17 protein-coding genes and 1 tRNA gene are annotated in these 19,193 nt (G+C 33.2%); 7 read left to right on the top strand and 11 right to left on the bottom strand.

Annotation, left to right across the window (positions count from 1 at the left end; translation table 11 throughout):
- Positions 1-138: 138 nt before the first annotated feature.
- The gene (locus ACFX5F_RS06670) at positions 139-813 is read left to right on the top strand and encodes a TonB-dependent receptor plug domain-containing protein (protein ID WP_379851116.1); all 675 of its coding nucleotides are present in this window, start codon (positions 139-141) and stop codon (positions 811-813) included.
- 126 nt (positions 814-939) lie between these two features.
- On the opposite strand, the gene ACFX5F_RS06665 is transcribed toward ACFX5F_RS06670, so the two are convergent.
- From ACFX5F_RS06665 to ACFX5F_RS06645, 5 genes are all read right to left on the bottom strand, one after another.
- Positions 940-1,500, bottom strand: coding sequence for a DUF6642 family protein (locus ACFX5F_RS06665; protein WP_379851296.1), 561 nt, complete (start codon positions 1,498-1,500; stop codon positions 940-942).
- A 409-nt stretch (positions 1,501-1,909) separates the two neighbouring features.
- On the bottom strand, positions 1,910-2,347 hold the full coding sequence (locus tag ACFX5F_RS06660) for a hypothetical protein (RefSeq protein WP_379851114.1): 438 nt from the start codon (positions 2,345-2,347) through the stop codon (positions 1,910-1,912).
- On the bottom strand, positions 2,337-3,284 hold the full coding sequence (locus tag ACFX5F_RS06655; protein ID WP_379851113.1) for a hypothetical protein: 948 nt from the start codon (positions 3,282-3,284) through the stop codon (positions 2,337-2,339). The genes ACFX5F_RS06660 and ACFX5F_RS06655 overlap by 11 nt, the downstream gene beginning before the upstream one ends.
- A gap of 9 nt (positions 3,285-3,293) precedes the next feature.
- Complete coding sequence (locus ACFX5F_RS06650) at positions 3,294-6,482, bottom strand: type ISP restriction/modification enzyme (RefSeq protein ID WP_379851111.1); 3,189 nt, start codon at positions 6,480-6,482, stop codon at positions 3,294-3,296.
- A gap of 329 nt (positions 6,483-6,811) precedes the next feature.
- A tRNA-Met gene (locus ACFX5F_RS06645) sits at positions 6,812-6,888 on the bottom strand.
- 154 nt (positions 6,889-7,042) lie between these two features.
- On the opposite strand from ACFX5F_RS06645, the gene ACFX5F_RS06640 reads away from it, so the two are divergent.
- Positions 7,043-7,435 carry an START-like domain-containing protein gene (locus ACFX5F_RS06640; RefSeq protein WP_073210168.1) on the top strand — a complete coding sequence of 131 codons (393 nt, stop codon included), beginning with the start codon at positions 7,043-7,045 and terminating at the stop codon, positions 7,433-7,435.
- A 54-nt stretch (positions 7,436-7,489) separates the two neighbouring features.
- Positions 7,490-8,329, top strand: a complete 840-nt coding sequence (locus ACFX5F_RS06635; RefSeq protein ID WP_379851109.1) for an aminotransferase class IV — start codon at positions 7,490-7,492, stop codon at positions 8,327-8,329.
- Here the strand turns inward: ACFX5F_RS06635 and ACFX5F_RS06630 are convergent.
- The 5 genes from ACFX5F_RS06630 to ACFX5F_RS06610 all read right to left on the bottom strand — a co-directional run bounded on the left by ACFX5F_RS06630 (position 8,326) and on the right by ACFX5F_RS06610 (position 12,923).
- The gene (locus ACFX5F_RS06630; protein ID WP_379851107.1) at positions 8,326-8,886 is read right to left on the bottom strand and encodes a YqgE/AlgH family protein; all 561 of its coding nucleotides are present in this window, start codon (positions 8,884-8,886) and stop codon (positions 8,326-8,328) included. The two genes, ACFX5F_RS06635 and ACFX5F_RS06630, sit on opposite strands and share 4 nt — an antisense overlap.
- Before the next feature lie 119 nt (positions 8,887-9,005).
- Complete coding sequence (locus ACFX5F_RS06625; RefSeq protein ID WP_073210174.1) at positions 9,006-9,278, bottom strand: HU family DNA-binding protein; 273 nt, start codon at positions 9,276-9,278, stop codon at positions 9,006-9,008.
- Between the two features lie 179 nt (positions 9,279-9,457).
- Positions 9,458-10,405 (bottom strand): methionyl-tRNA formyltransferase, encoded by a 948-nt coding sequence (fmt, locus tag ACFX5F_RS06620; protein ID WP_379851105.1) that lies wholly within the window; start codon positions 10,403-10,405, stop codon positions 9,458-9,460.
- On the bottom strand, positions 10,405-12,300 hold the full coding sequence (locus ACFX5F_RS06615) for a RecQ family ATP-dependent DNA helicase (RefSeq protein ID WP_379851103.1): 1,896 nt from the start codon (positions 12,298-12,300) through the stop codon (positions 10,405-10,407). Before ACFX5F_RS06615 ends, fmt begins: the two co-directional genes overlap by 1 nt.
- An 83-nt stretch (positions 12,301-12,383) precedes the next feature.
- Positions 12,384-12,923, bottom strand: coding sequence for an AAA family ATPase (locus tag ACFX5F_RS06610; protein ID WP_379851101.1), 540 nt, complete (start codon positions 12,921-12,923; stop codon positions 12,384-12,386).
- Positions 12,924-13,070: 147 nt separating this feature from the next.
- On the opposite strand from ACFX5F_RS06610, the gene ACFX5F_RS06605 reads away from it, so the two are divergent.
- The 4 genes from ACFX5F_RS06605 (at position 13,071) to ACFX5F_RS06590 (ending at position 16,555) form a co-directional block, all read left to right on the top strand.
- On the top strand, positions 13,071-13,355 hold the full coding sequence (locus ACFX5F_RS06605) for a DUF493 family protein (RefSeq protein ID WP_379851099.1): 285 nt from the start codon (positions 13,071-13,073) through the stop codon (positions 13,353-13,355).
- Between the two features lie 89 nt (positions 13,356-13,444).
- Positions 13,445-14,161, top strand: coding sequence for a DUF4290 domain-containing protein (locus ACFX5F_RS06600; protein ID WP_379851097.1), 717 nt, complete (start codon positions 13,445-13,447; stop codon positions 14,159-14,161).
- A gap of 102 nt (positions 14,162-14,263) precedes the next feature.
- Positions 14,264-15,574: a UDP-N-acetylglucosamine 1-carboxyvinyltransferase gene (gene murA, locus ACFX5F_RS06595; RefSeq protein WP_379851095.1), complete on the top strand. Its 1,311-nt coding sequence runs from the start codon at positions 14,264-14,266 to the stop codon at positions 15,572-15,574.
- A gap of 105 nt (positions 15,575-15,679) precedes the next feature.
- Positions 15,680-16,555, top strand: a complete 876-nt coding sequence (locus tag ACFX5F_RS06590; RefSeq protein WP_379851093.1) for a cation diffusion facilitator family transporter — start codon at positions 15,680-15,682, stop codon at positions 16,553-16,555.
- 100 nt (positions 16,556-16,655) lie between these two features.
- Here the strand turns inward: ACFX5F_RS06590 and ACFX5F_RS06585 are convergent, their stop codons facing one another.
- Positions 16,656-19,151 (bottom strand): DUF5686 and carboxypeptidase regulatory-like domain-containing protein, encoded by a 2,496-nt coding sequence (locus tag ACFX5F_RS06585; protein ID WP_379851091.1) that lies wholly within the window; start codon positions 19,149-19,151, stop codon positions 16,656-16,658.
- Positions 19,152-19,193: the final 42 nt, after the last annotated feature.

Below are 19,193 nucleotides of genomic sequence, written 5' to 3'. Positions count from 1 at the left end.
AAAATTGTAGTTTAGCATTGGAGCAGGTGCATTATGTTGATTTACAGTTATTAATCAGTTTGTGTAAAAAGTGAGAACTAATTAATCATTATGGCCACATTGAGTTTATTATTTTCCACTATTAAAAAATTATAAAACATGAAAATTTTTAAATTACTGTTATTTGTTTTATTATTAAATATTGGCTTTGCCAACGCACAAAAAAAACTAACTGGAAAAGTGGTTAATAATAAGAACCAGCCAATAGCTAAGGCAAAAATATATTTAGATTCAATTGATTCAAATGTTGAAACCAATAAGAATGGCTATTTTGAAGTTCAACTTCCGGTAAAAGTAGCGAGTATTAACATTTATTCATACGAATATGGCTTACTGTCTTCTAAATTCAATGATGAAAGTATTATGAATTTTGTGTTTTTGGATTCGGAAAAAGCAACAAATAAGCGAATTAAAAAAGGGGAAAAAATAAAAATTGGCTATTCTGAGGAGAATAAAAAATATCAAGTGCTTAATTCAAGGAGCATAGGAGCTGCTGACGATAAAAATTCAGGGATTTACAATAACATTTTTGATCTTATTCGAGGACGTTTATCTGGAGTTACAGTTTCTAGAGACAATAAAATAACCATTAGAGGCGTAAGTTCGATTCGTAATATTTCAGACCCATTATTTGTTGTTGACGGAATGATTGTGTCGAGTATCGATTATATTTCACCTAATATTGTAAAAAGCATCAGTATTTTAAAAGGTGCAGAAGCTTCTGTTTATGGTTCGCAAGGATCGTCGGGTGTTATTGTGATAAAAACAAAATAGTTTTGAGAAGCAATGCTGGTGCAAGAGAATCACGTACTTTTTTTACCAATATCTCCAAGCCCTAATTTTAAGCATGAAAATTATAACTCTTCCGAATTGCCAAATTAATTTAGAGTGATTTCATTTTTAATAATACAATCTAAAATCGAGTAGTTTGCAGAGGTCATAGTGTTTTTGAAATAATTCTTGTACAATTTCAACGATATTATCCTGTTCTTCAAATAGACTAAAGAATATTTTGTCTAGGTTGCTGCTGGTTAATTTATGGAATACGGCGCCGTAACCAGAAATAGCGCGAGCTCCAGTAATATCTAAAAAATATTGAGCTTCTTCCTCGGTTAGGTCTAATATTTTTGCATTGGCAAAATGCAAAATTTTACCTGTCATTTTTCCTTCAAAGAGCTCTGCTATTTCTTCTAAAGTATAGTAATAATCATTTAGGCAAATAGTATTTCCTTCGCCCTGCATCACTAAATAGATTATTTCATAATTGGTAAAATTATGATCTGCATAAAGCAATGCATTTAAACTTTCTTCTAATCCTTCAATAGTATCGCACGTTTTATAAATGCTTGTAATACCATGTTCAAAGGCCAGTTGCTCTAAGTTTTTGACCACTTCAGTAGTGGTCGTAGTTTCTATATCCGGAACGGCTTCAAGGCAGAATATAAAGGTGTCAGCATCCATGAAATTTAGTTTATGTAGATGGTATTTCAAATCAAATAATGTTGAAATAAAAACTCCAATGTTTTCTTCTAAGAGTGCAAAACAAACTCTAACTAGTTTATTGCTTGCTGCGAATTTTCGAAACATTTGCTTAATTGGACTTTGTAAATTTATTTTACAAAATTACTGAAGTATAAAATTCATTCTTAGTATTTAACAATAAATAGTTATTAACCCTTCGATAAAAAACTCAAGGCAGGCCAGGATAATTCGCAGAGTTGGGTTTATAGTTGTGGGGTAGGATTGTAAATCTGCGCGTCCGGATAAATTTTAAATCAAAGAATATTATTGATACAAAAAAGTGTATCATATAAGCCTGTTATAGTATAATATTGATACACTTTTGCTATTGATACATTTATTAAGAAGTTTAGATTTTAGTAGATTCTTTATAGTGGTTAAATATTTTAAGAGATTGATAAAAAACAACAAATAATGTAATTGCGGTTAAAACAAATAGAATTATAAGTAAATTTCTTTTCAAATTAATTTCGCAATCAAAAATAAATCGTTCAGAAGTCCAACCAATGAATGATATAAAAAATGTTGAAACAACAAGAATACTTATATGGTTATTAATTTTTTTCAGTCTTAAAATATATTTTCTAGCAAAAGTTTCTTTTTGTTTCGTAATGGCTGTTGTATCACCATTTTTAATAGAATCTGATATAGACCTAAGTTCATCTCGTTTGGCTATTACAAATGAGTAAATAACAGTAAATAAAGTCACTGCTAATCCAAACAATATTAATTGAAAATTCCAAATATCGTTTAAAAGCGTGTTAATACTTTGAATATCATTCTCCATTGCTCATGTAATTTTCTAAAACTGGAATTAGTTTATTAAATATAAAATCGATATTATGTAAATTATCCATTTCACTTTCTGTGATTGAAGTTTTCATATTAAAGACTTTTTCGGCTGTTTCATTGTATTCGTCATTTGCCTCATTAATCATTTCTTTTGTTATTTTATATTCGTTTTTGCCAACAATTAATTTAGCTTCTTTCTTTTGATAGTCTTCTTCGTTAGGTTTATTTATAATTTCTTCAATTTTGTCGATAGGCATATCTTTAAATTTGTGAAATTTATTTTTTGAAAATTTACCGTCAACTAAATATTCTTTATATTCAATATCAACATCATTTTCGCTGTAATCAATAGCACTATATTTTATTTGTAGTTCTGGAATGGTTTTATATTCTCTTAGCTCTTCCAAAATAGTTGGTAATTTTATATTTGCAATAGGTGTTTTTATTATCTTATTTAAAAAATATTTAGTTACTTTCAAAATCTCATCGTTGGATTTGGTCGGGTCTTCATAGACCAAAATTAAAAAATGATGAGTATAATTTTTTGAATCAAGTCCTTTTATAACTGGATAAATCATTATGAAATTGGTATCACTTCCAACTTTATGATTTTTTTTAAAATTAATTTTTTCGTCAGCTTCCAAATAGCCATCATACAGGTTAGTACTATCAGCGGATACTTGGATAAGTATAGCATTGTTGTCTAAATTATTGTTATGAGTTTTAATATCTCTGATTACAGTTTTTTTGGTTTTATTCCTGTTTTCAAATGCTAATAAATATTCATTATCCGCATAATCACTAATCTTTTTTTTAATATATAAAGACATGTGTTCAGTAGTAATGCCACCGAATATATCATTTGGTTTTTCAAAAATTTCAGTAGTATATACGGGAATTTTAATATCGTATGTTTTTATTTTCGTTGCCATTTTTGAGTATTAAATTTTTATTTTATCTATTTCCTTCATTATCCTATCCGTTTCACTCAAAGCCACAATAATTTTTTGATAATGTAAAATATCATCATAATTTAGTTCACGCCCCTTACGGTCTTTTAGCCATTTCTGAGCGGGTTGGTAGCCACCAATATAAAAATTCCAAGCCACTTCTGGAACGTTAGCGAAATACTGGTCTTCATTAATGTAAACGTTACCTGTCACTGCGAGGGACGAAGCAGTCTCATCTGTTGCGATTGCTTCGTTCCTCGCAATGACAAAGGTTGGTTTAGTCACTATGCTGTCACCGTCTTCTGGATATTGGGTAATATATTTCTCGACTATAGGACTTTCTAGTAAATGTATTTGTCTCAGTTCGTCACCCAAAGCAACCAATTTCCAAAATTGGTCTGCATCAGTTGGAAGTGGAATACGAGGAAAATCAATCTTTAAAAACTCCTTATATTTCTCACGATATGATGGAGAATGTAATACCGCATAAATATAATCTAGCAAATCAATTGGTGCAAAGCTTTGTCTAAACTCTGGACGTACTTCATCACTGTTGGCAAAACAAACATTACTTTCTGTTTCCTTTTCGTTGGTGAACGTCATACCCAAACCGTCAGCGATTTGTTTTACAATGTTGGGGTTTAGGTTTGGGATTCTTTTTTGATTATGACCTAACGTTTGTTGGTTGTTGGTTTCTGGATAAAGGTAAAGAGGTGCTATGAAGCTGATTCCAGCACCAGCACTTTTATTACCAGCGGAACATTGGTCAGTGATGTTATTCGAAATGAAAATTGAAAAATTATACACACTGCTCATAGGTCTAATGTAATTAAGGCCTAAATTCTCTCCTTTTAAAAAGTGTTGCATAACTTTTTCTCTCGACCTTTCAATAAGTTTTACATCATAATATATATTTTTAACATCAAAAGGACGATATGAAATTTTTCTAATTAAGTTCTTGTTTACTTCTATCTTGAAAAATTCTTCTACATTTTTGATTAAGTCAGTTGTAGTGTTATTAATTAGAATTGCATCTTTAGCGGTTACAACGCCCGCATTGTTTAATAAGAATAGCTCGTTTACTAAGAGTCCTTTATCGTATTGTGTTTGTTGTTTAAAATTTTTGCTAACAAAAAAGTAATTGGGAGCAACATTTGGTAGTTCTTGATAAGGGATAGATTTTATTGAATTTTCAGAAAGAAAGTCATATTTATAATCTCGTTTGCCAAACAAATCGTAATGTAAAATTTTACCTAAATCCTCTTTCGCCTTTTTTCCAGTTTTTACAAATAAATTAATCGAAACCCCTTGCATTATATCAAACACGTTTTGGTCTATCGAACCATCCAAAGCAGTTTCTTTTTTCTTACTGTTCCCATGCAAATCGATTGTGTATATTTTGTCGTAAGTTTTAAGTAAATTCCAACGCATACCTCTAAAAGTTGGGTTATCTAAAAAGCCATGTGGGTTGATAAATGCCAAAATTCCTTCACCATTCTTATCAATAAAATGTTGCCCAAAACGCATAAACTTTACATAATCATCATTTATCCATTTTGGATTTCGCTCTTTTAACTTTTCTTTTCCACCTGGTTCTTTCTTGTAATCTTCCATCAATTTCATAATCCATTCACCTTTGTTAGAACTTTCGCCACTATAAGGTGGATTACCCATAACTACCATTACAGGTGCATCACGTTTTATAGCATTAGCTTGGTCTGCCTCGTCAGAGAGCCATGAACTAAAAAGGGTGTTGGTGTCTGGATGAGCTTCTTCGAGCGAGTTCGTCAAGAAAATACGGAACCTTTGGTCGTCTGTGGGTTTGTATCCTGTTTCGGTCAATAGCATGTCCATTTTGAGGTGGGCCATTGCGTAACTCGCCATGAGTAACTCAAAACCATTCAATCGTGGAATGAGGTCTTTGGTTACATACTTGCTCCAAATACCTTGTTGGCCTTCAAATTTTTTATGAATGTGTTTCACCACCTCAGCTAGAAAAGTTCCAGTTCCTGTGGCTGGGTCCAATATCTGGACTTTATGAACTTCATGTTCTACCTCAACTTCTTTAATTTTTGAGTTTGCTCCTTTACCCGTTTGGGTAATTGCTTTTTTCTTGATTTTTATTTTACTGGTGTCGGCCAAACCTTGTGGTAAATCGAACTCCGTTTTTAGAATGTCATCAACCGCTCGAACTATAAAATTTACTACGGGTTGTGGAGTGTACCAAACCCCACGTGCTTTCCGCAAAGCGGGATTGTATTCACCCAAAAATGTTTCATAAAAGTGAACCACAGGGTCTTCCTGTTTGGTGCTTTTACCAAAATTTTTCATAATGAGAGCCACATCCGAAGCTAAGAAAATATTAACCAACTCATCAACTATCCAAGTTAGCCTTGTATCTAAATCAAACCCCGCAATATCTTGAAATAACTTTCGCAAAAAAGGGTTACTTTTAGGGATTAACTCAGCGGCTTCCATCCTAGAGAATGTCGGCAAAGTTGGGTCGTGGTAGCGGGCCGCAAACATGCCATAAGCGATGGTTTGAGAATAGATGTCGGCAAATGATTTGTTATCAATATCGTGAATCAACATTTGTTGGAATGACAACATTTGCGATTTGATGGTGGAGCGTTTTCCTTCTTGGTCGTCATAATTTAGTGACTTCTCAATGACGTCTGCCATTAGTTTTGCCTTTCCCGCCATCATTTGAGCCAACTTAGTTGGTGACTTGATAGTTTGCGAAATGGTTTCGGCAAAATTCTTTATTAGTTGAGTAAACTGGTCAAAGTTTTCTGGTTGAGGTACAATCGCACCATTTTCCAATTTTGCAATTGCAATTTTTGTGGTTAATTCTCCATCTTTATAAAAATGAAAATCCATATAATCGGTAAATACCAAATTTGACAGACCCGATTTATAGCGGTCAAACTGTTCTTTTAGGGTTTTGCTCCCTAAGTCTACTCCAATGTCTTTGGCTTCAATATAGCCCACAGGAACGTCTTTACGGGTCAATACATAATCGGGAGCACCGCAAGCCACCCTTGCGGGTTCATTGGTGACCAAGATGTTTGGTAAAATTGCCATGATGAGGTTTTGTAAGTCACCACGATAGGAATGTTCTCTTGCGTTACCAGTAACGTATAAGGTGTTTATTTTGGATAGATATTGTTGGATAGTCATTATTTTGGTGGTCAGATTTAGTTTACTAATGTAGGATATTTTATTAGTATTTAAAAACAGAAAGGGTTCTTAATCTATACAACAAGAGCTAAATCGCAATAAAACTATAAAAGGAGTATTCATCCGTTCCTTATAATAGAGAACAGGCATTGAAAGCGCATGATATGAACACTGTGATTTGGTTTGCTATTGAAGAAATGGTGTTGAAAACAATAATATTTGGAGCATAATCATCACTCTTTTTGTCCCTTCTAAGGTTAATGTCTATGGAATTTAGTAAATTTTAAACATAAAAAAACCCTAACATATTGATGTTAGGGTTTTTGCTTTGGTAGCGAGACCGAGATTTGAACTCGGGACCTCAGGGTTATGAATCCTGCGCTCTAACCGACTGAGCTATCTCGCCATGATTAGGGTGGAAAACCATCCCTGAATGCGGGTGCAAATATAAAAATAATATTACAGGTTGCAAGTGTTTTTTAAAGAAAAAAAAATATTTTTAAAAATGCTTTTTTTTCGGATTTATATTCTATATATTTCACAAAAATTAAATGTAGCTCATGGATCAAAAAGTACGTTACGAAATCGAGTTCCCAATAAATTCATCTCCTCAACTGTTGTATCAATATATATCAACTCCATCCGGATTATCGGAATGGTTTGCTGATAATGTAAATTCTCGTGGTGAGTTTTTTACTTTTATTTGGAATGACTCCGAGGAGAAAGCCAGACTTGCTTCTAAAAAGTCAGGCGAAAAAGTAAAATTTAAATGGATAGATGAAAATAATAAAGATACCGAATACTTTTTTGAGTTGCATATCTTGGTTGATGAGTTGACCAAAGATGTTTCGTTGATGGTAATTGACTTTGCTGAAAAAGATGAAGTTGATGAAGCTACACAACTTTGGGAAAATCAAATTTCAGATTTGAAACATCTAATAGGTTCTGTATAGATTAATCCTATTTTATAACTTATATTTGCCCTAAACAAAATTTAGGGCTTTTTTATGATTAATTTTAATGGAACTATAGTGTCGCAGGACGCTAATATATTGACACAAAACCGCGCTTTTTTATATGGTGATGCTGTTTTTGAAACGGTTAAAATAATAAACAATAGAATTCTGTTTTTAGAAGATCATTATTTTAGATTAATGTCTTCTATGCGGGTGATTCGAATGGAAATACCCATGAATTTTACTATGGAATATTTCGAAGAGCAAATTCTGTTATTGGTAAAAAACAATGCTTTGTCTGCCTCGTCCCGAGCCCGCATCACAGTTTATAGGAATGATGGAGGTTATTATTTGCCAAAAAATAATTCGGTGTCCTTTTTGATTCATACAACAGCACTAGAAAACACTTCCTATTCGATTGAACAAAAAGAATATGAAGTGGATCTTTACAAGGATTTTTATATCACCAAACAGCTGCTCTCTTCTATAAAAACAACAAATAAAATAATAAATATAACAGGAAGTATTTACGCAAATGAAAATGGCTTAGATAATTGCATTTTATTGAATGACAGTAAAAATGTGGTTGAAGTTTTGCAGGGAAATATTTTTATGCTGTTGGGAAATAGATTGATTACCCCACCAGTTTCAGAGGGTTGTTTGAATGGTGTGATGAGAAAACAAATCTTGGTATTGGCAAAAAAAAATGATCACTTAGAAGTAGTTGAAGAGGCCATTTCTCCATTCGACCTTCAGAAAGCGGATGAATTATTTATAACAAATGTTATTAAAGGGATACAGCCTATAACTAAATACCGCAAGAAAACATTTACTACCAATGTAGCAAATCAATTGGTGCAAATGCTGAATGAAATGATAAGAGTAAACTAATTTAAATAAGGGTTTTCAGGGGCATTTGACCATATGAGGTATTCTCCTCCTAATTCTTTTATTTGCTCCTGCCAGAAATGCGTTGTAGATTTTCCGATGATTTTATTTTCGTAATTATTTTCGGTTATAATCCATGAATTTTCTAGCATTTCATTTTCTAATTGATTTTCATCCCAACCGGTGTAACCCAGGAAAAAACGAATGTTGTCTTTATTAATTTTTCCATCGTTAATTAGTTGTTTGGTAGACTCAAAATCACCTCCCCAATAGATTCCATTTGATATCTCAATACTGTTTGGAATCAAATTAGGAATATTGTGTATGAAATAAAGATTATCCTGTTCTACCGGACCGCCATTGTAAATTTTGAATCGGGCAAAGATTTCCGGAATCAAATCATTAATAGTATATTTCAATGGTTTATTTATAATAAAACCAACAGATCCCTCTTTATTATGATCTGCTAATAAGATTACGGATCTATTAAATGATAGATCGCCAACTATAGAAGGCTCTGCTATAAGTAGATGACCTTTTCTTAATTTTTCTGAGATCATGACATTGTCTTTTTAAGTAATTAAATTTAAGAAAAAATTCATTAAAATACCAAATAAACTCGTTAAACTGCATAAAAAAACCCTCCATAGGAAGGTTTTATTATATTGGAAAACTTAAACTAGTTTACTGCTCCTTCTAATTCTGCACCAGCTTTAAATTTCACAACATTTTTAGCTGCGATTTGAATAGTTTTTCCTGTTTGAGGATTTCTACCGTCTCTAGCAGCTCTAGCTGAAACTGACCAAGATCCGAAACCTACTAAAGATACTCTTCCACCTTTTTTCAAGGTACCGCCTACATTTCCTAAAAATGACTCTAAAGCTAATTTTGCAGCAGCTTTTGTAATTCCTGCTTCAGCAGCCATAGCATCGATTAATTCTGATTTGTTCATAATGAATAGTTATTAATTGTTGGTTATAAAAAATTGTTAATACACAAATTTAGTAGGAAATACGTTCCTTGCAAGTGTTTTAGCTATTTTTAGCTCGTTTTGTTGATAACTTATTTTTTTTGTTCATAAAGCAGTATTTTTCGTGCTAAAATTACCGATAAACTCCCGTTTTACTGACGTTAGTAGGCTTTTGCATTTTCAGAAAAAGAGATTCCGTTCAGTAATTCGGCTGCAGTCATCCTTTTTTTTCCTGGAAATTGTAAATTTAGTACTTGAATGAATCCATTTGTGACAGCAATTTTCATTTCTTTTTTAGTGCAGATCAATTGTCCAACTGAAAAGCAGTGGTCTTCTGCAAGAACTTTTGCTTCATAAATTTTTACATTCCACTCTTCATTTTTATCTCCAAAGAAGCACCAAGCTGCCGGATATGGACTCAATCCTCTGATTAAATTATTTATTTCTGAAGCTGGCTTAGTCCAATCTATTTTGCAGTTTTCTTTATTTAGTTTGTATGCCGTTTTTATAGCTGAATTTTCAGTTTGAATGATAGTGGTTACATTTCCTTTTTCGATAAGCTTCAAAGTTTCAATAACGGTCTTGCTGCCCAAGTCCACTAATCTATCGTGCAATTGTCCGGCATTTTCAGTGTCTCCAATTTCGATTTCGGAACTTAGAATCATGGCTCCGGTATCGATTTTATCATCGATAAAAAAAGTTGTTACGCCAGTTTTTGATTCTCCATTAATTATTGCCCAGTTTATGGGTGCGGCACCACGATAATTAGGCAGGAGGGAAGCATGAAGATTAAATGTTCCTAGTGAAGGCATTTCCCAAACTACTTTTGGTAGCATTCTAAATGCAACGACAATTTGTAAATTGGCATTCAAAGCTTTTAATTCAGCTAAAAAAGTTTCGTCTTTTAGATTTGTAGGTTGTAATAAAGTAAGGTTATTGGCTAATGCAAATTCTTTTACTGCAGAATATTTTATTTTTTGTCCACGTCCTGCTGGTTTGTCCGCTGCGGTAATGACACCCACAACTTCATAGTTGTTTTTGATTATCGTATCCAGAATTCCAACAGCAAATTCCGGTGTTCCCATGAAAATAATTCGTAATTTTTCCATTATGATCTTATAGTATATTTATTGTTTGGTTTTACAAGTATTGCACTGTTATCCAGTAAATGTTGCAATACAAAGATAACTTCGTCGGGACTATTTTTAGTCCTATTTTGAATTTCTCTTGAATTTAAATCTTCGGTCTCTAGTAAAGTGATGATTGCTTTTGAAAGTAAAATGATATTAGGTTTTCGTTGTTTCTTTGTGATGCAGTGGGAACAAATACCACAATCAGTATTGACTTTTTCGCCAAAATAATTCAAAATCAATTTGCTTTTGCAAACTTTTTTCGCATTGATATAATCAACCACAGCTTTGAGTTGGTCTTTTTTTAATTGGTTTTGATTTTCTAAATATTTAGAAACTCTGCTTATGGTTCTTTCATCTTCCCGAACTTCGTTGAAAATTAAAGTTGCATCATTGTTTTTCGAATGGTATTCAATAATATCTTTTTCTTTTAATTTTTTTAGAACAGCTTGTATTTCATTAGCGGCATGGTTGGATTTTTTCGCAATCAGTTCTAAATTAAAAGCAGTTTGCATTTCGTATATTCCTGGATACGTTCGTAAGATTGCTAAAATAATTTCCTCGTCATTAGAATTCAAACTCATATAGCGAATTACTTCTTTTGAAGGAATTAAAAATCGCATTGTGATTTTTTCAGAAAATTCCTGAGATAGAGTAAGTATTCCTTGTCTGTCCAGAAATTGCATGGCATTGTATGTTTTCAAGATAGGAAAACCATATTTTATACAAAAATGATTCAAATTAAAAGTAAATTGTTCGTTGATCCCTTCTCCGTAAGCGATTTGGAAATAATTGCAAAGCTTCACATACATTTGATTCAGAAATTTTTTGTCAGGGAGTATGTTTATAAATTGACTTTCGGTTTGAAGTATATCCGAAGGACTCGTTAATAAAACAGCATATGCTTTTTCGCCATTTCTTCCCGCACGTCCAGCTTCTTGGTAATAATTTTCCAAATTCTCCGGTAACTGAATGTGAATTACCGTTTTTACATTGGCTTTGTCAATTCCCATTCCAAATGCATTTGTGGCAATAATGACCTGAACTTCTTCATTCATCCATAATTGCATGTTCTTGTCTTTTTCTTTGGACGAAAGTCCTCCATGATAATACGTTGCTTTGAACCCTAAAGACTGGAGTTGTGAGCAAACGTCCAAGCACGATTTTCTGTTTCGTACATAAATGATTGAAGGTTGCGGATTTTTCTTCAGTATTTGTTCAATTCTGAAAAGTTTATCTTCCACTTCAAATACCATATAGGCGATATTTGCCCGTGCAAATGATTTTTCAAAAATTTGCGGGTCATGCAATCCTAATTCGTTGATGATATCGACCTGTACTTTCGGTGTCGCTGATGCGGTCAAAGCTAAGAAAGGTGTTTTTGGAAAATGTTTTTTTAACGAAGAAATTTTTAAATAGGCTGGCCGGAAATCATGCCCCCATTGCGAAACGCAATGTGCTTCGTCTATGGTAATTAAGTTTATGGGAAGATTTTTTATTCTTTCCAATATCCAATCGGATTGAAGTCGTTCTGGTGATAAATAAAGGAATTTATAATTTCCGAATTGACAGTTGTCTAACAGGTCAATCATTTCCTCGGATCGGATGCCACCCGTTAGAGCAATCGCTTTTATATCACGCTTTTGTAAATTAGCGACTTGGTCTTTCATCAAAGCGACCAAAGGTGAAATCACCAAACAAATGCCTTCGTTCATCATCGCCGGAATCTGAAAACATACTGATTTTCCGCCACCGGTTGGCATCAATGCAAAAGTATCTTGACCGCTTAAAACAGAATTAATAATTTCGTTTTGCAGTGACCTAAATTTATCATGTTTCCAATATTTTCGAAGAATAGCTACTGCTTCTTGCATAGATTACAGTCCCGAGACTTCGGGATCAGATTTTAAGTTATACTAGATGAAAAAATCGTAAATCCCAATTTGTAATTCTCAAATTATTTAGAAATTTCATCTAAGATAAAAAGAATTCTGTTATCTAAGGTGTCTTTAGGTACTTCTATGAGATCGTAGCCGTAATTTTGGTAGGTTTCGGCAAGATGCATATAGATGATTTTGGCTTGTTCGAAGTTTTCATAACGTTCACCATCGCTAATGTATATGTCTTCCCAAGGTGGTAGAATGAAGATTTTTGTGTACGTATGTTCGCGACAGGCAGTATCAAAAAAGTCAGGATAACTATCCCCAATATAATGCATATAGGCCAAAACATCAGGAATTCCCCTATCTATAAATACAATATCGTGAGGTTCTTGGGAAGCATCTTGAAATTGCTTTTTTCTTCCTTCAAGAAGTAATTCGCTGAATAATAGCGGTTTTTCTAGGAATAATTGTTCGATTCCTTGTTTTTTGGCTTCCAAGGTTACTTCCCGAGAAATTTCTGGGTAACAACAATATCCGTTAGCTATCAATCCGTCTATGATAGTACTTTTCCCTGTTCCAGGACCGCCAATGATAACTATGATTTCTTTCTGCACTTTTAAAAAATAAGGCGCAAATTTACTTAAACTTATCGGGATTTAAAAAAATGATTGCCGTTAAAATAAGAATAGACAAAAAATCATATTTCAATATTCATAATTTACTTTTGAAACCGTATATTTGCCTTTATTTTTTAAAAGAAAATGGACAAAGAGACCGAAGAATTTTACGACAGATTAAAAGTGGAGTTGGATATGAGTAATACATGGCCAGCATTGTACTTATTTAAATTTATTGTGCCTACTGAATGTGATAACGTTGAACGCGTTGAATTGGCCTTTGATTGTATGGGTGCAGTTATAAAAACAACTAAGTCCAAGACTGGAAAATTCACCAGTATATCTGTTGATGTCACTGTGAAAGATGCGCAAGAAATAGTAGATAAATACCTAGAGGTTTCTACAATAAAAGGTATTGTCTCCCTTTAAATAAGAAATGAATTCTGGATGGTGCACTCGGATGATTATAAATCTTCTGGAATAGTAGCATACAAAATCAAAAATACATACATTCGAATATGAATTCAAAATATATAAAAGAAAACTCGAACGATGTTGTTCACCATTTGGAATATAATGCGGAGCGGTCCCATTTGATTATTCCGGAATACGGACGTCATTTGCAAAAGCTAATTGATCAGGCAACTATAATTGAAGATGATGTGGAGCGCAACAAAGCGGCAAAATACATCATTCAGGTTATGGGTAGCTTGAATCCTCATTTGCGTGATGTTCCAGATTTCCAACACAAGTTATGGGATCAGATTTTTATTATGTCTGATTTTAAATTGGTTGCTGATTCCCCGTATCCAATTCCTTCACGTGAAGTTTTGCAACTGAAACCAGATGTATTACAATATCCTCAAAATTTTCCAAAATACAGATATTACGGTAACAATATAAAGTACATGATTGATGTAGCCAATAAATGGGAGGAAGGCGAAATGAAAAATGCATTAGTAAAAGTTATTGCAAATCACATGAAAAAATCCTATTTGAGTTGGAATAAAGACACAGTAAAGGATGATGTTATTTTTGAACATCTGTACGAACTATCCGATGGGAAATTGAATTTACTTCAAAGTACAGAGGAACTATTGAATACCACCGATTTATTACGAACCAATAAACGAGTGTCTAATAAAATTTTACCAGTAGGGCAGCCAAAAATTCTAAGTAACAAGAATTTAAAAACAGGAAAACCAAAACCATTTCAAAAAAATAATCCAAAATAATAGAGTGCTAAGGCGCTAATTTCCTGAGGTGCTAAGACTAAAAAAACTAGCTAAAACCTTAGAGGTTATTGCTTCAGTTCCTCAGAAACTTAAAAAAAGAATATGGGAATTTTCAAAATAGAAGGTGGTATTCCATTAAAAGGAGAAATTACGCCACAGGGAGCCAAAAATGAAGCATTACAAATTTTATGTGCTGTTCTTTTAACTCCGGAAAAAGTTATAATTAATAATATTCCTGATATTATTGATATCAATAAACTAATCACTCTTTTAGGAAATCTAGGCGTGAAAATTCAGAAAACTGGAGCAGGATCTTATACTTTTCAAGCAGATGAAGTGAACGTACAGTATTTAGAAACAGAAGCTTTTAAGAAAGAAGGCGGATCACTACGTGGATCTATAATGATTGTTGGACCGTTATTAGCTCGTTTTGGCCGTGGATACATTCCGAAACCAGGAGGAGATAAAATAGGTCGTAGAAGATTAGATACGCATTTTGAAGGTTTTATTAATTTAGGAGCAAAATTCCGTTACAATAGAGAAGATCATTTTTATGGTGTTGAAGCTACAGATGGATTAACCGGAGCAGATATGCTGCTTGATGAAGCCTCAGTAACAGGAACGGCAAATATCGTGATGGCTGCTGTTTTAGCAAAAGGAAGAACCACAATATATAATGCAGCATGCGAGCCTTATTTGCAACAACTTTGTAAGATGTTGAACTCTATGGGCGCAAATATTACAGGTGTTGGCTCTAATTTATTGACTATTGAAGGAGTGGAAAGTCTTGGAGGTTGTGAACATAGAATTCTTCCTGATATGATCGAAATCGGGTCGTGGATTGGATTAGCAGCCATGACGAGAAGCGAAATTACCATCAAAAATGTAAGCTGGGAAAATCTTGGTGTTATTCCAAATACTTTTAGAAAATTAGGAATCACTTTAGAAAAAAGAGGCGATGACATTTATATTCCGGCTCACCTTGATGGATATGAGGTCAAAACAGATATTGATGGTTCTATTCTTACCATCGCAGATGCTCCTTGGCCCGGATTTACTCCCGATTTATTGAGTATTGTTTTAGTGGTAGCCACGCAAGCAAGAGGAGATGTTTTGATTCATCAAAAAATGTTTGAAAGCAGATTATTTTTTGTTGACAAGTTGATTGACATGGGAGCAAAAATTATGTTGTGTGATCCGCATAGAGCAGTTGTTATGGGACACGATTTTAAATCACAGTTGAAAGCTACGACAATGTCTTCACCAGATATTCGTGCTGGAATTTCATTATTGATTGCAGCCCTCTCCGCGAAAGGAACGAGTACTATTCAGAATATTGAACAAATAGATAGAGGATACGAACGTATTGACGAACGATTGAGAGCCATTGGAGCTCATATTATTCGCGCATAAAAATAGAATCAGTGCAAAAGATCGTTTAAGTAAACCTGTAGATTTTGAATAGAGATATTCAAGTGGGTTTATTTAAACGATTTTATTTTTTAATTAAATGTAATTATGACAAACGAACAAACAGCAATAAAAGCTACTTATTTTAGTATCATTGGGAATATAAGTTTGGCCATTATTAAAGGTTTAGCAGGTTTTTTTGGAAATTCTTATGCTTTGATAGCGGATGCTATTGAATCTACGACTGATATTTTCGGCTCATTTTTAGTGTTGTTCGGAATAAAATATTCTAATAGACCGGCAGACAAAAATCATCCCTATGGACATGGTCGAGCGGAACCGTTAATTACTTTTTTGGTCGTAGGATTTTTGATTACTTCCGCCACAATTATTGCTTATGAAAGTATCAGTAATATTAGAACACCACATGATTTGCCTAAATCCTGGACCCTTTATGTTCTTGGCGCAATAATTATTTGGAAAGAATATTCATTTCGAATAGTAATGAAAAGAAGTATAGAGACCAATAGTTCCTCTTTAAAAGCTGATGCGTGGCATCACAGAAGCGATGCTATAACTTCTGTAGCTGCATTCATCGGAATTTCAACTGCGCTGATTTTAGGAAAAGGATATGAATCAGCTGATGATTGGGCGGCACTTTTTGCGTCAGGATTTATTTTATTTAACAGCTATTTGATATTTAGACCTGCATTGGGAGAAATTATGGACGAGCATGTTTATGATGACTTGATAGAAAGTATAAGAGAAGTATCTCATCAAGTCGATGGAATTATAGATACTGAAAAATGCTTCATCAGAAAGGCGGGTATGAAATACCATGTAGACTTGCATGCAATCGTAAACGCAAATATTACTGTAAAAGAAGGACATGATTTAGCTCATAAATTAAAAGACACCTTGGAGGAAAAATTGCCGGAATTGGGTCATATTTTGATTCATGTGGAGCCTAACGAATACCATTAACTTCATATAAAAAGGCCTTTGTGCAGGGCTTAATAATATAAAAAAACGGAGCGGATTTAAAAATCTGCTCCGTTTTTTATTTATAAAATATCCTGAAAATTTATTCCAGAACATTTAAGACTTTTAAACCAAAAACAACACCATAACCTTTATAGCCGTTTTGGTAGGAGCGAACATAATCAACTCTAAAAAGTTTGAATTTGCCAAAACCAAGATTATCAAGACCAATAGAGGCTTCTGAGTACGGTTTTGAATTGGGTATGGCAAGGGTATTTAGCCCTAAAACCATAGTAGATTTTAATTTGTTTAACAGAGGGATTTTATTCATAATATATCCTTTATCATTGTGCTCCATATGCGCTTCAAAATAACTGTCATTTGTACTGTTGGAGTAATAAGGCAACAAATTAAAAACATTCAAATAACGTGCTGTTTCACCAATATGCGTTTGATTGCCATTGAAATGTTTGTAATCCATAAAAGCAATATTATCCGCATTCAGAAACTTTCCAGCTTTTAGATTAAAGCCTATAACTCCTTTATTTCCCAGTGTTAAATCATACGCTAATCTTGTGTTGAAATGGTCAAATTCGTATTTCTTTTCATTAGCCGAAAATGCTTTTTCATACCCTAAATAAAGAGTTGGATATTTATTATTTCTAATATTGAATTTTCCGTCTGGACGGGAGGAGTATTTGTTTCCAAAATTGATTTTTGCAAGCAAATTTAATTTTGTTAAATGGTGTTTTTCAAAAGCCGGAGTGGTGAAATCAGTCGGTGCCAAAGGGTTATTCGAGGTGTATAAATCGTTCTTGTTGAAATATGAAAAATTGGTATTGTTAAACAATGGTTTGCGTTGCTGGTATTCTATCTTTCCACCTAGGTTTACTCCATTTGCAATATCCTGGCTGTAGCCAATTGCCGCCGATTCCAGGTTATACAGCTTCATGAAATTATTCTTGAATGCCAATGTACTTATCGTGTTTATAACTTTACTGATGAGTTCATTCGGATTAAACTGCTTTACGGAACTTCCTCCTGTTACATATAAAGTAGCATAATTCTGATTATTGAACCGGTGTGTAAATTGTCCAGTGACACGCAAACGATCTTCAGCGAAACCGTAATTAGGTTTTATACTTAGAGAAGTATATATACCTTTATTTTCCTGATTTTTCCAGTTCGTATATTTAAATCCCGAATCAAAATTATAACCTTGCACGGTATTGAAACTTAGTGAAACAAGGTTTAATAATCCCTCGTAACTAAAACTGTGTTTTTTAGTACTATTCTTATAAGTGTAACCGGTCAATAACTTCAATATTTTGAACTTGTTTTCTTTTGCATCAATTGAATCCATATATTTTTGGGATTTTCTGATGGTTTGAAGGCTGTCTTTCTTTATATAATCACTACTTTCTTCTATTGTCAAAGGAATTGGCCGGATGGTATTCCAAAAGGCATCCTCTTTTTTATTGGCATTTGTCTCGAAACTCAAAATCTCATTCCCAAAGGTTTTCTTTTCGAAAGAAAGAGGGAATTCATAATTGGTATACACATAATTGAATTTTCCGGAAAACTTTACTCCAAATGCTCCGGCATTAAAGGCCAGACTTTGAGAGTTTTTTGACCATATTTTGTTTTTGGAATTGTAACTGAAGTTTTGGTTTAAAGTCATTACATCCGTAAATTCATTTTTCATTCGGTATCCTTTTATGTCAAGGTCTATGGCGTAAATTGCAAAACTGTCATCGACAATATAAATATATCCTTCAAAAACGGGCTCCTTATCACGGTTTGGAGTGACTTTTATTTTGTTGATTTGCAGATTGTTTTCATTAAAAAAAGTGCCTTCAAGTTTGAATTTATAATAATTGAAAGCATTATCGGCAATGGGTGAAATCATGTTGATTCCAAACTCTAAAGTATTATTATAAAAATCATATGTAGATGATTTTGCTGTATTATAACTATACCCTTTGTTATTTCCTGAAATTCTGGAAGCAACAATCCTCTCTTTTAAATTGTTGGGCTTTTCAAAAGTTATTTTTGAAACGGTTTCCGATAAATATAAAATACCACTTCCGGTTGAATCAAGATTCGTAGCCATGTCATCGCCTATATCAACCTTCATTCCCATTATTTTCTTGGGTAAATCCTTAATCTTGAATAATCCTCTGGAATAAAAATCGGCTGTGTATCGCGCTGTTTTTTCTGAATTTTCTTTTTTGGATGCAATTGCACTTTTTATAATTGCTATGGCAGGATTATTTTTTTTGTTGATTATAACCTCGTTGAGGGAATAGCTTTCCTCTAGCATTTTTACATCCAAAGTAAAAGGGGACTTTTCTGTTGGAATTGCTATTTTTTTTGTTTTAAATCCCAATAATTGAAAAACTATTTTGTTCTTTCCAACTGATTTTATATTCAGCTGATAGTTTCCTTGTTCATTAGAAGTAGTGCCATTATAGGTATTTTCTTCAAAGACACTTACTAAAGGTAATGGCTTTCCTTTTTCGTCAGTGATGGTCCCTTTGATTTGGGCATTGGAATAAAAAGATAACACTAGTAATAGAAACAAGTAAGCATTCTTCATAATTGAGTTTTTTATAAGACGCTTAATTGTAGGTAATGTTAC

Origin of the sequence: Flavobacterium zhoui (assembly GCF_042787235.1) — a bacterium.
Classification (GTDB): Bacteria; Bacteroidota; Bacteroidia; order Flavobacteriales; family Flavobacteriaceae; genus Flavobacterium; species Flavobacterium zhoui.
This window is presented reverse-complemented; position numbering and strand designations above follow the sequence as displayed.

What these genes read in the sequence shown, in the direction of transcription:
- ACFX5F_RS06650 (WP_379851111.1), bottom strand. Translation starts at nt 6,482, where the DNA reads ATGACTATCCAACAATATCTATCCAAAATAAACACCTTATACGTTACT.
- ACFX5F_RS06605 (WP_379851099.1), top strand. Translation starts at nt 13,071, where the DNA reads ATGGACAAAGAGACCGAAGAATTTTACGACAGATTAAAAGTGGAGTTG.
- ACFX5F_RS06585 (WP_379851091.1), bottom strand. Translation starts at nt 19,151, where the DNA reads ATGAAGAATGCTTACTTGTTTCTATTACTAGTGTTATCTTTTTATTCC.
- ACFX5F_RS06625 (WP_073210174.1), bottom strand. Translation starts at nt 9,278, where the DNA reads ATGAACAAATCAGAATTAATCGATGCTATGGCTGCTGAAGCAGGAATT.
- ACFX5F_RS06590 (WP_379851093.1), top strand. Translation starts at nt 15,680, where the DNA reads ATGACAAACGAACAAACAGCAATAAAAGCTACTTATTTTAGTATCATT.
- ACFX5F_RS06665 (WP_379851296.1), bottom strand. Translation starts at nt 1,500, where the DNA reads ATGGATGCTGACACCTTTATATTCTGCCTTGAAGCCGTTCCGGATATA.
- ACFX5F_RS06670 (WP_379851116.1), top strand. Translation starts at nt 139, where the DNA reads ATGAAAATTTTTAAATTACTGTTATTTGTTTTATTATTAAATATTGGC.
- ACFX5F_RS06640 (WP_073210168.1), top strand. Translation starts at nt 7,043, where the DNA reads ATGGATCAAAAAGTACGTTACGAAATCGAGTTCCCAATAAATTCATCT.
- ACFX5F_RS06655 (WP_379851113.1), bottom strand. Translation starts at nt 3,284, where the DNA reads ATGGCAACGAAAATAAAAACATACGATATTAAAATTCCCGTATATACT.
- fmt (WP_379851105.1), bottom strand. Translation starts at nt 10,405, where the DNA reads ATGGAAAAATTACGAATTATTTTCATGGGAACACCGGAATTTGCTGTT.
- murA (WP_379851095.1), top strand. Translation starts at nt 14,264, where the DNA reads ATGGGAATTTTCAAAATAGAAGGTGGTATTCCATTAAAAGGAGAAATT.
- ACFX5F_RS06635 (WP_379851109.1), top strand. Translation starts at nt 7,490, where the DNA reads ATGATTAATTTTAATGGAACTATAGTGTCGCAGGACGCTAATATATTG.
- ACFX5F_RS06600 (WP_379851097.1), top strand. Translation starts at nt 13,445, where the DNA reads ATGAATTCAAAATATATAAAAGAAAACTCGAACGATGTTGTTCACCAT.
- ACFX5F_RS06660 (WP_379851114.1), bottom strand. Translation starts at nt 2,347, where the DNA reads ATGGAGAATGATATTCAAAGTATTAACACGCTTTTAAACGATATTTGG.
- ACFX5F_RS06630 (WP_379851107.1), bottom strand. Translation starts at nt 8,886, where the DNA reads ATGATCTCAGAAAAATTAAGAAAAGGTCATCTACTTATAGCAGAGCCT.
- ACFX5F_RS06615 (WP_379851103.1), bottom strand. Translation starts at nt 12,300, where the DNA reads ATGCAAGAAGCAGTAGCTATTCTTCGAAAATATTGGAAACATGATAAA.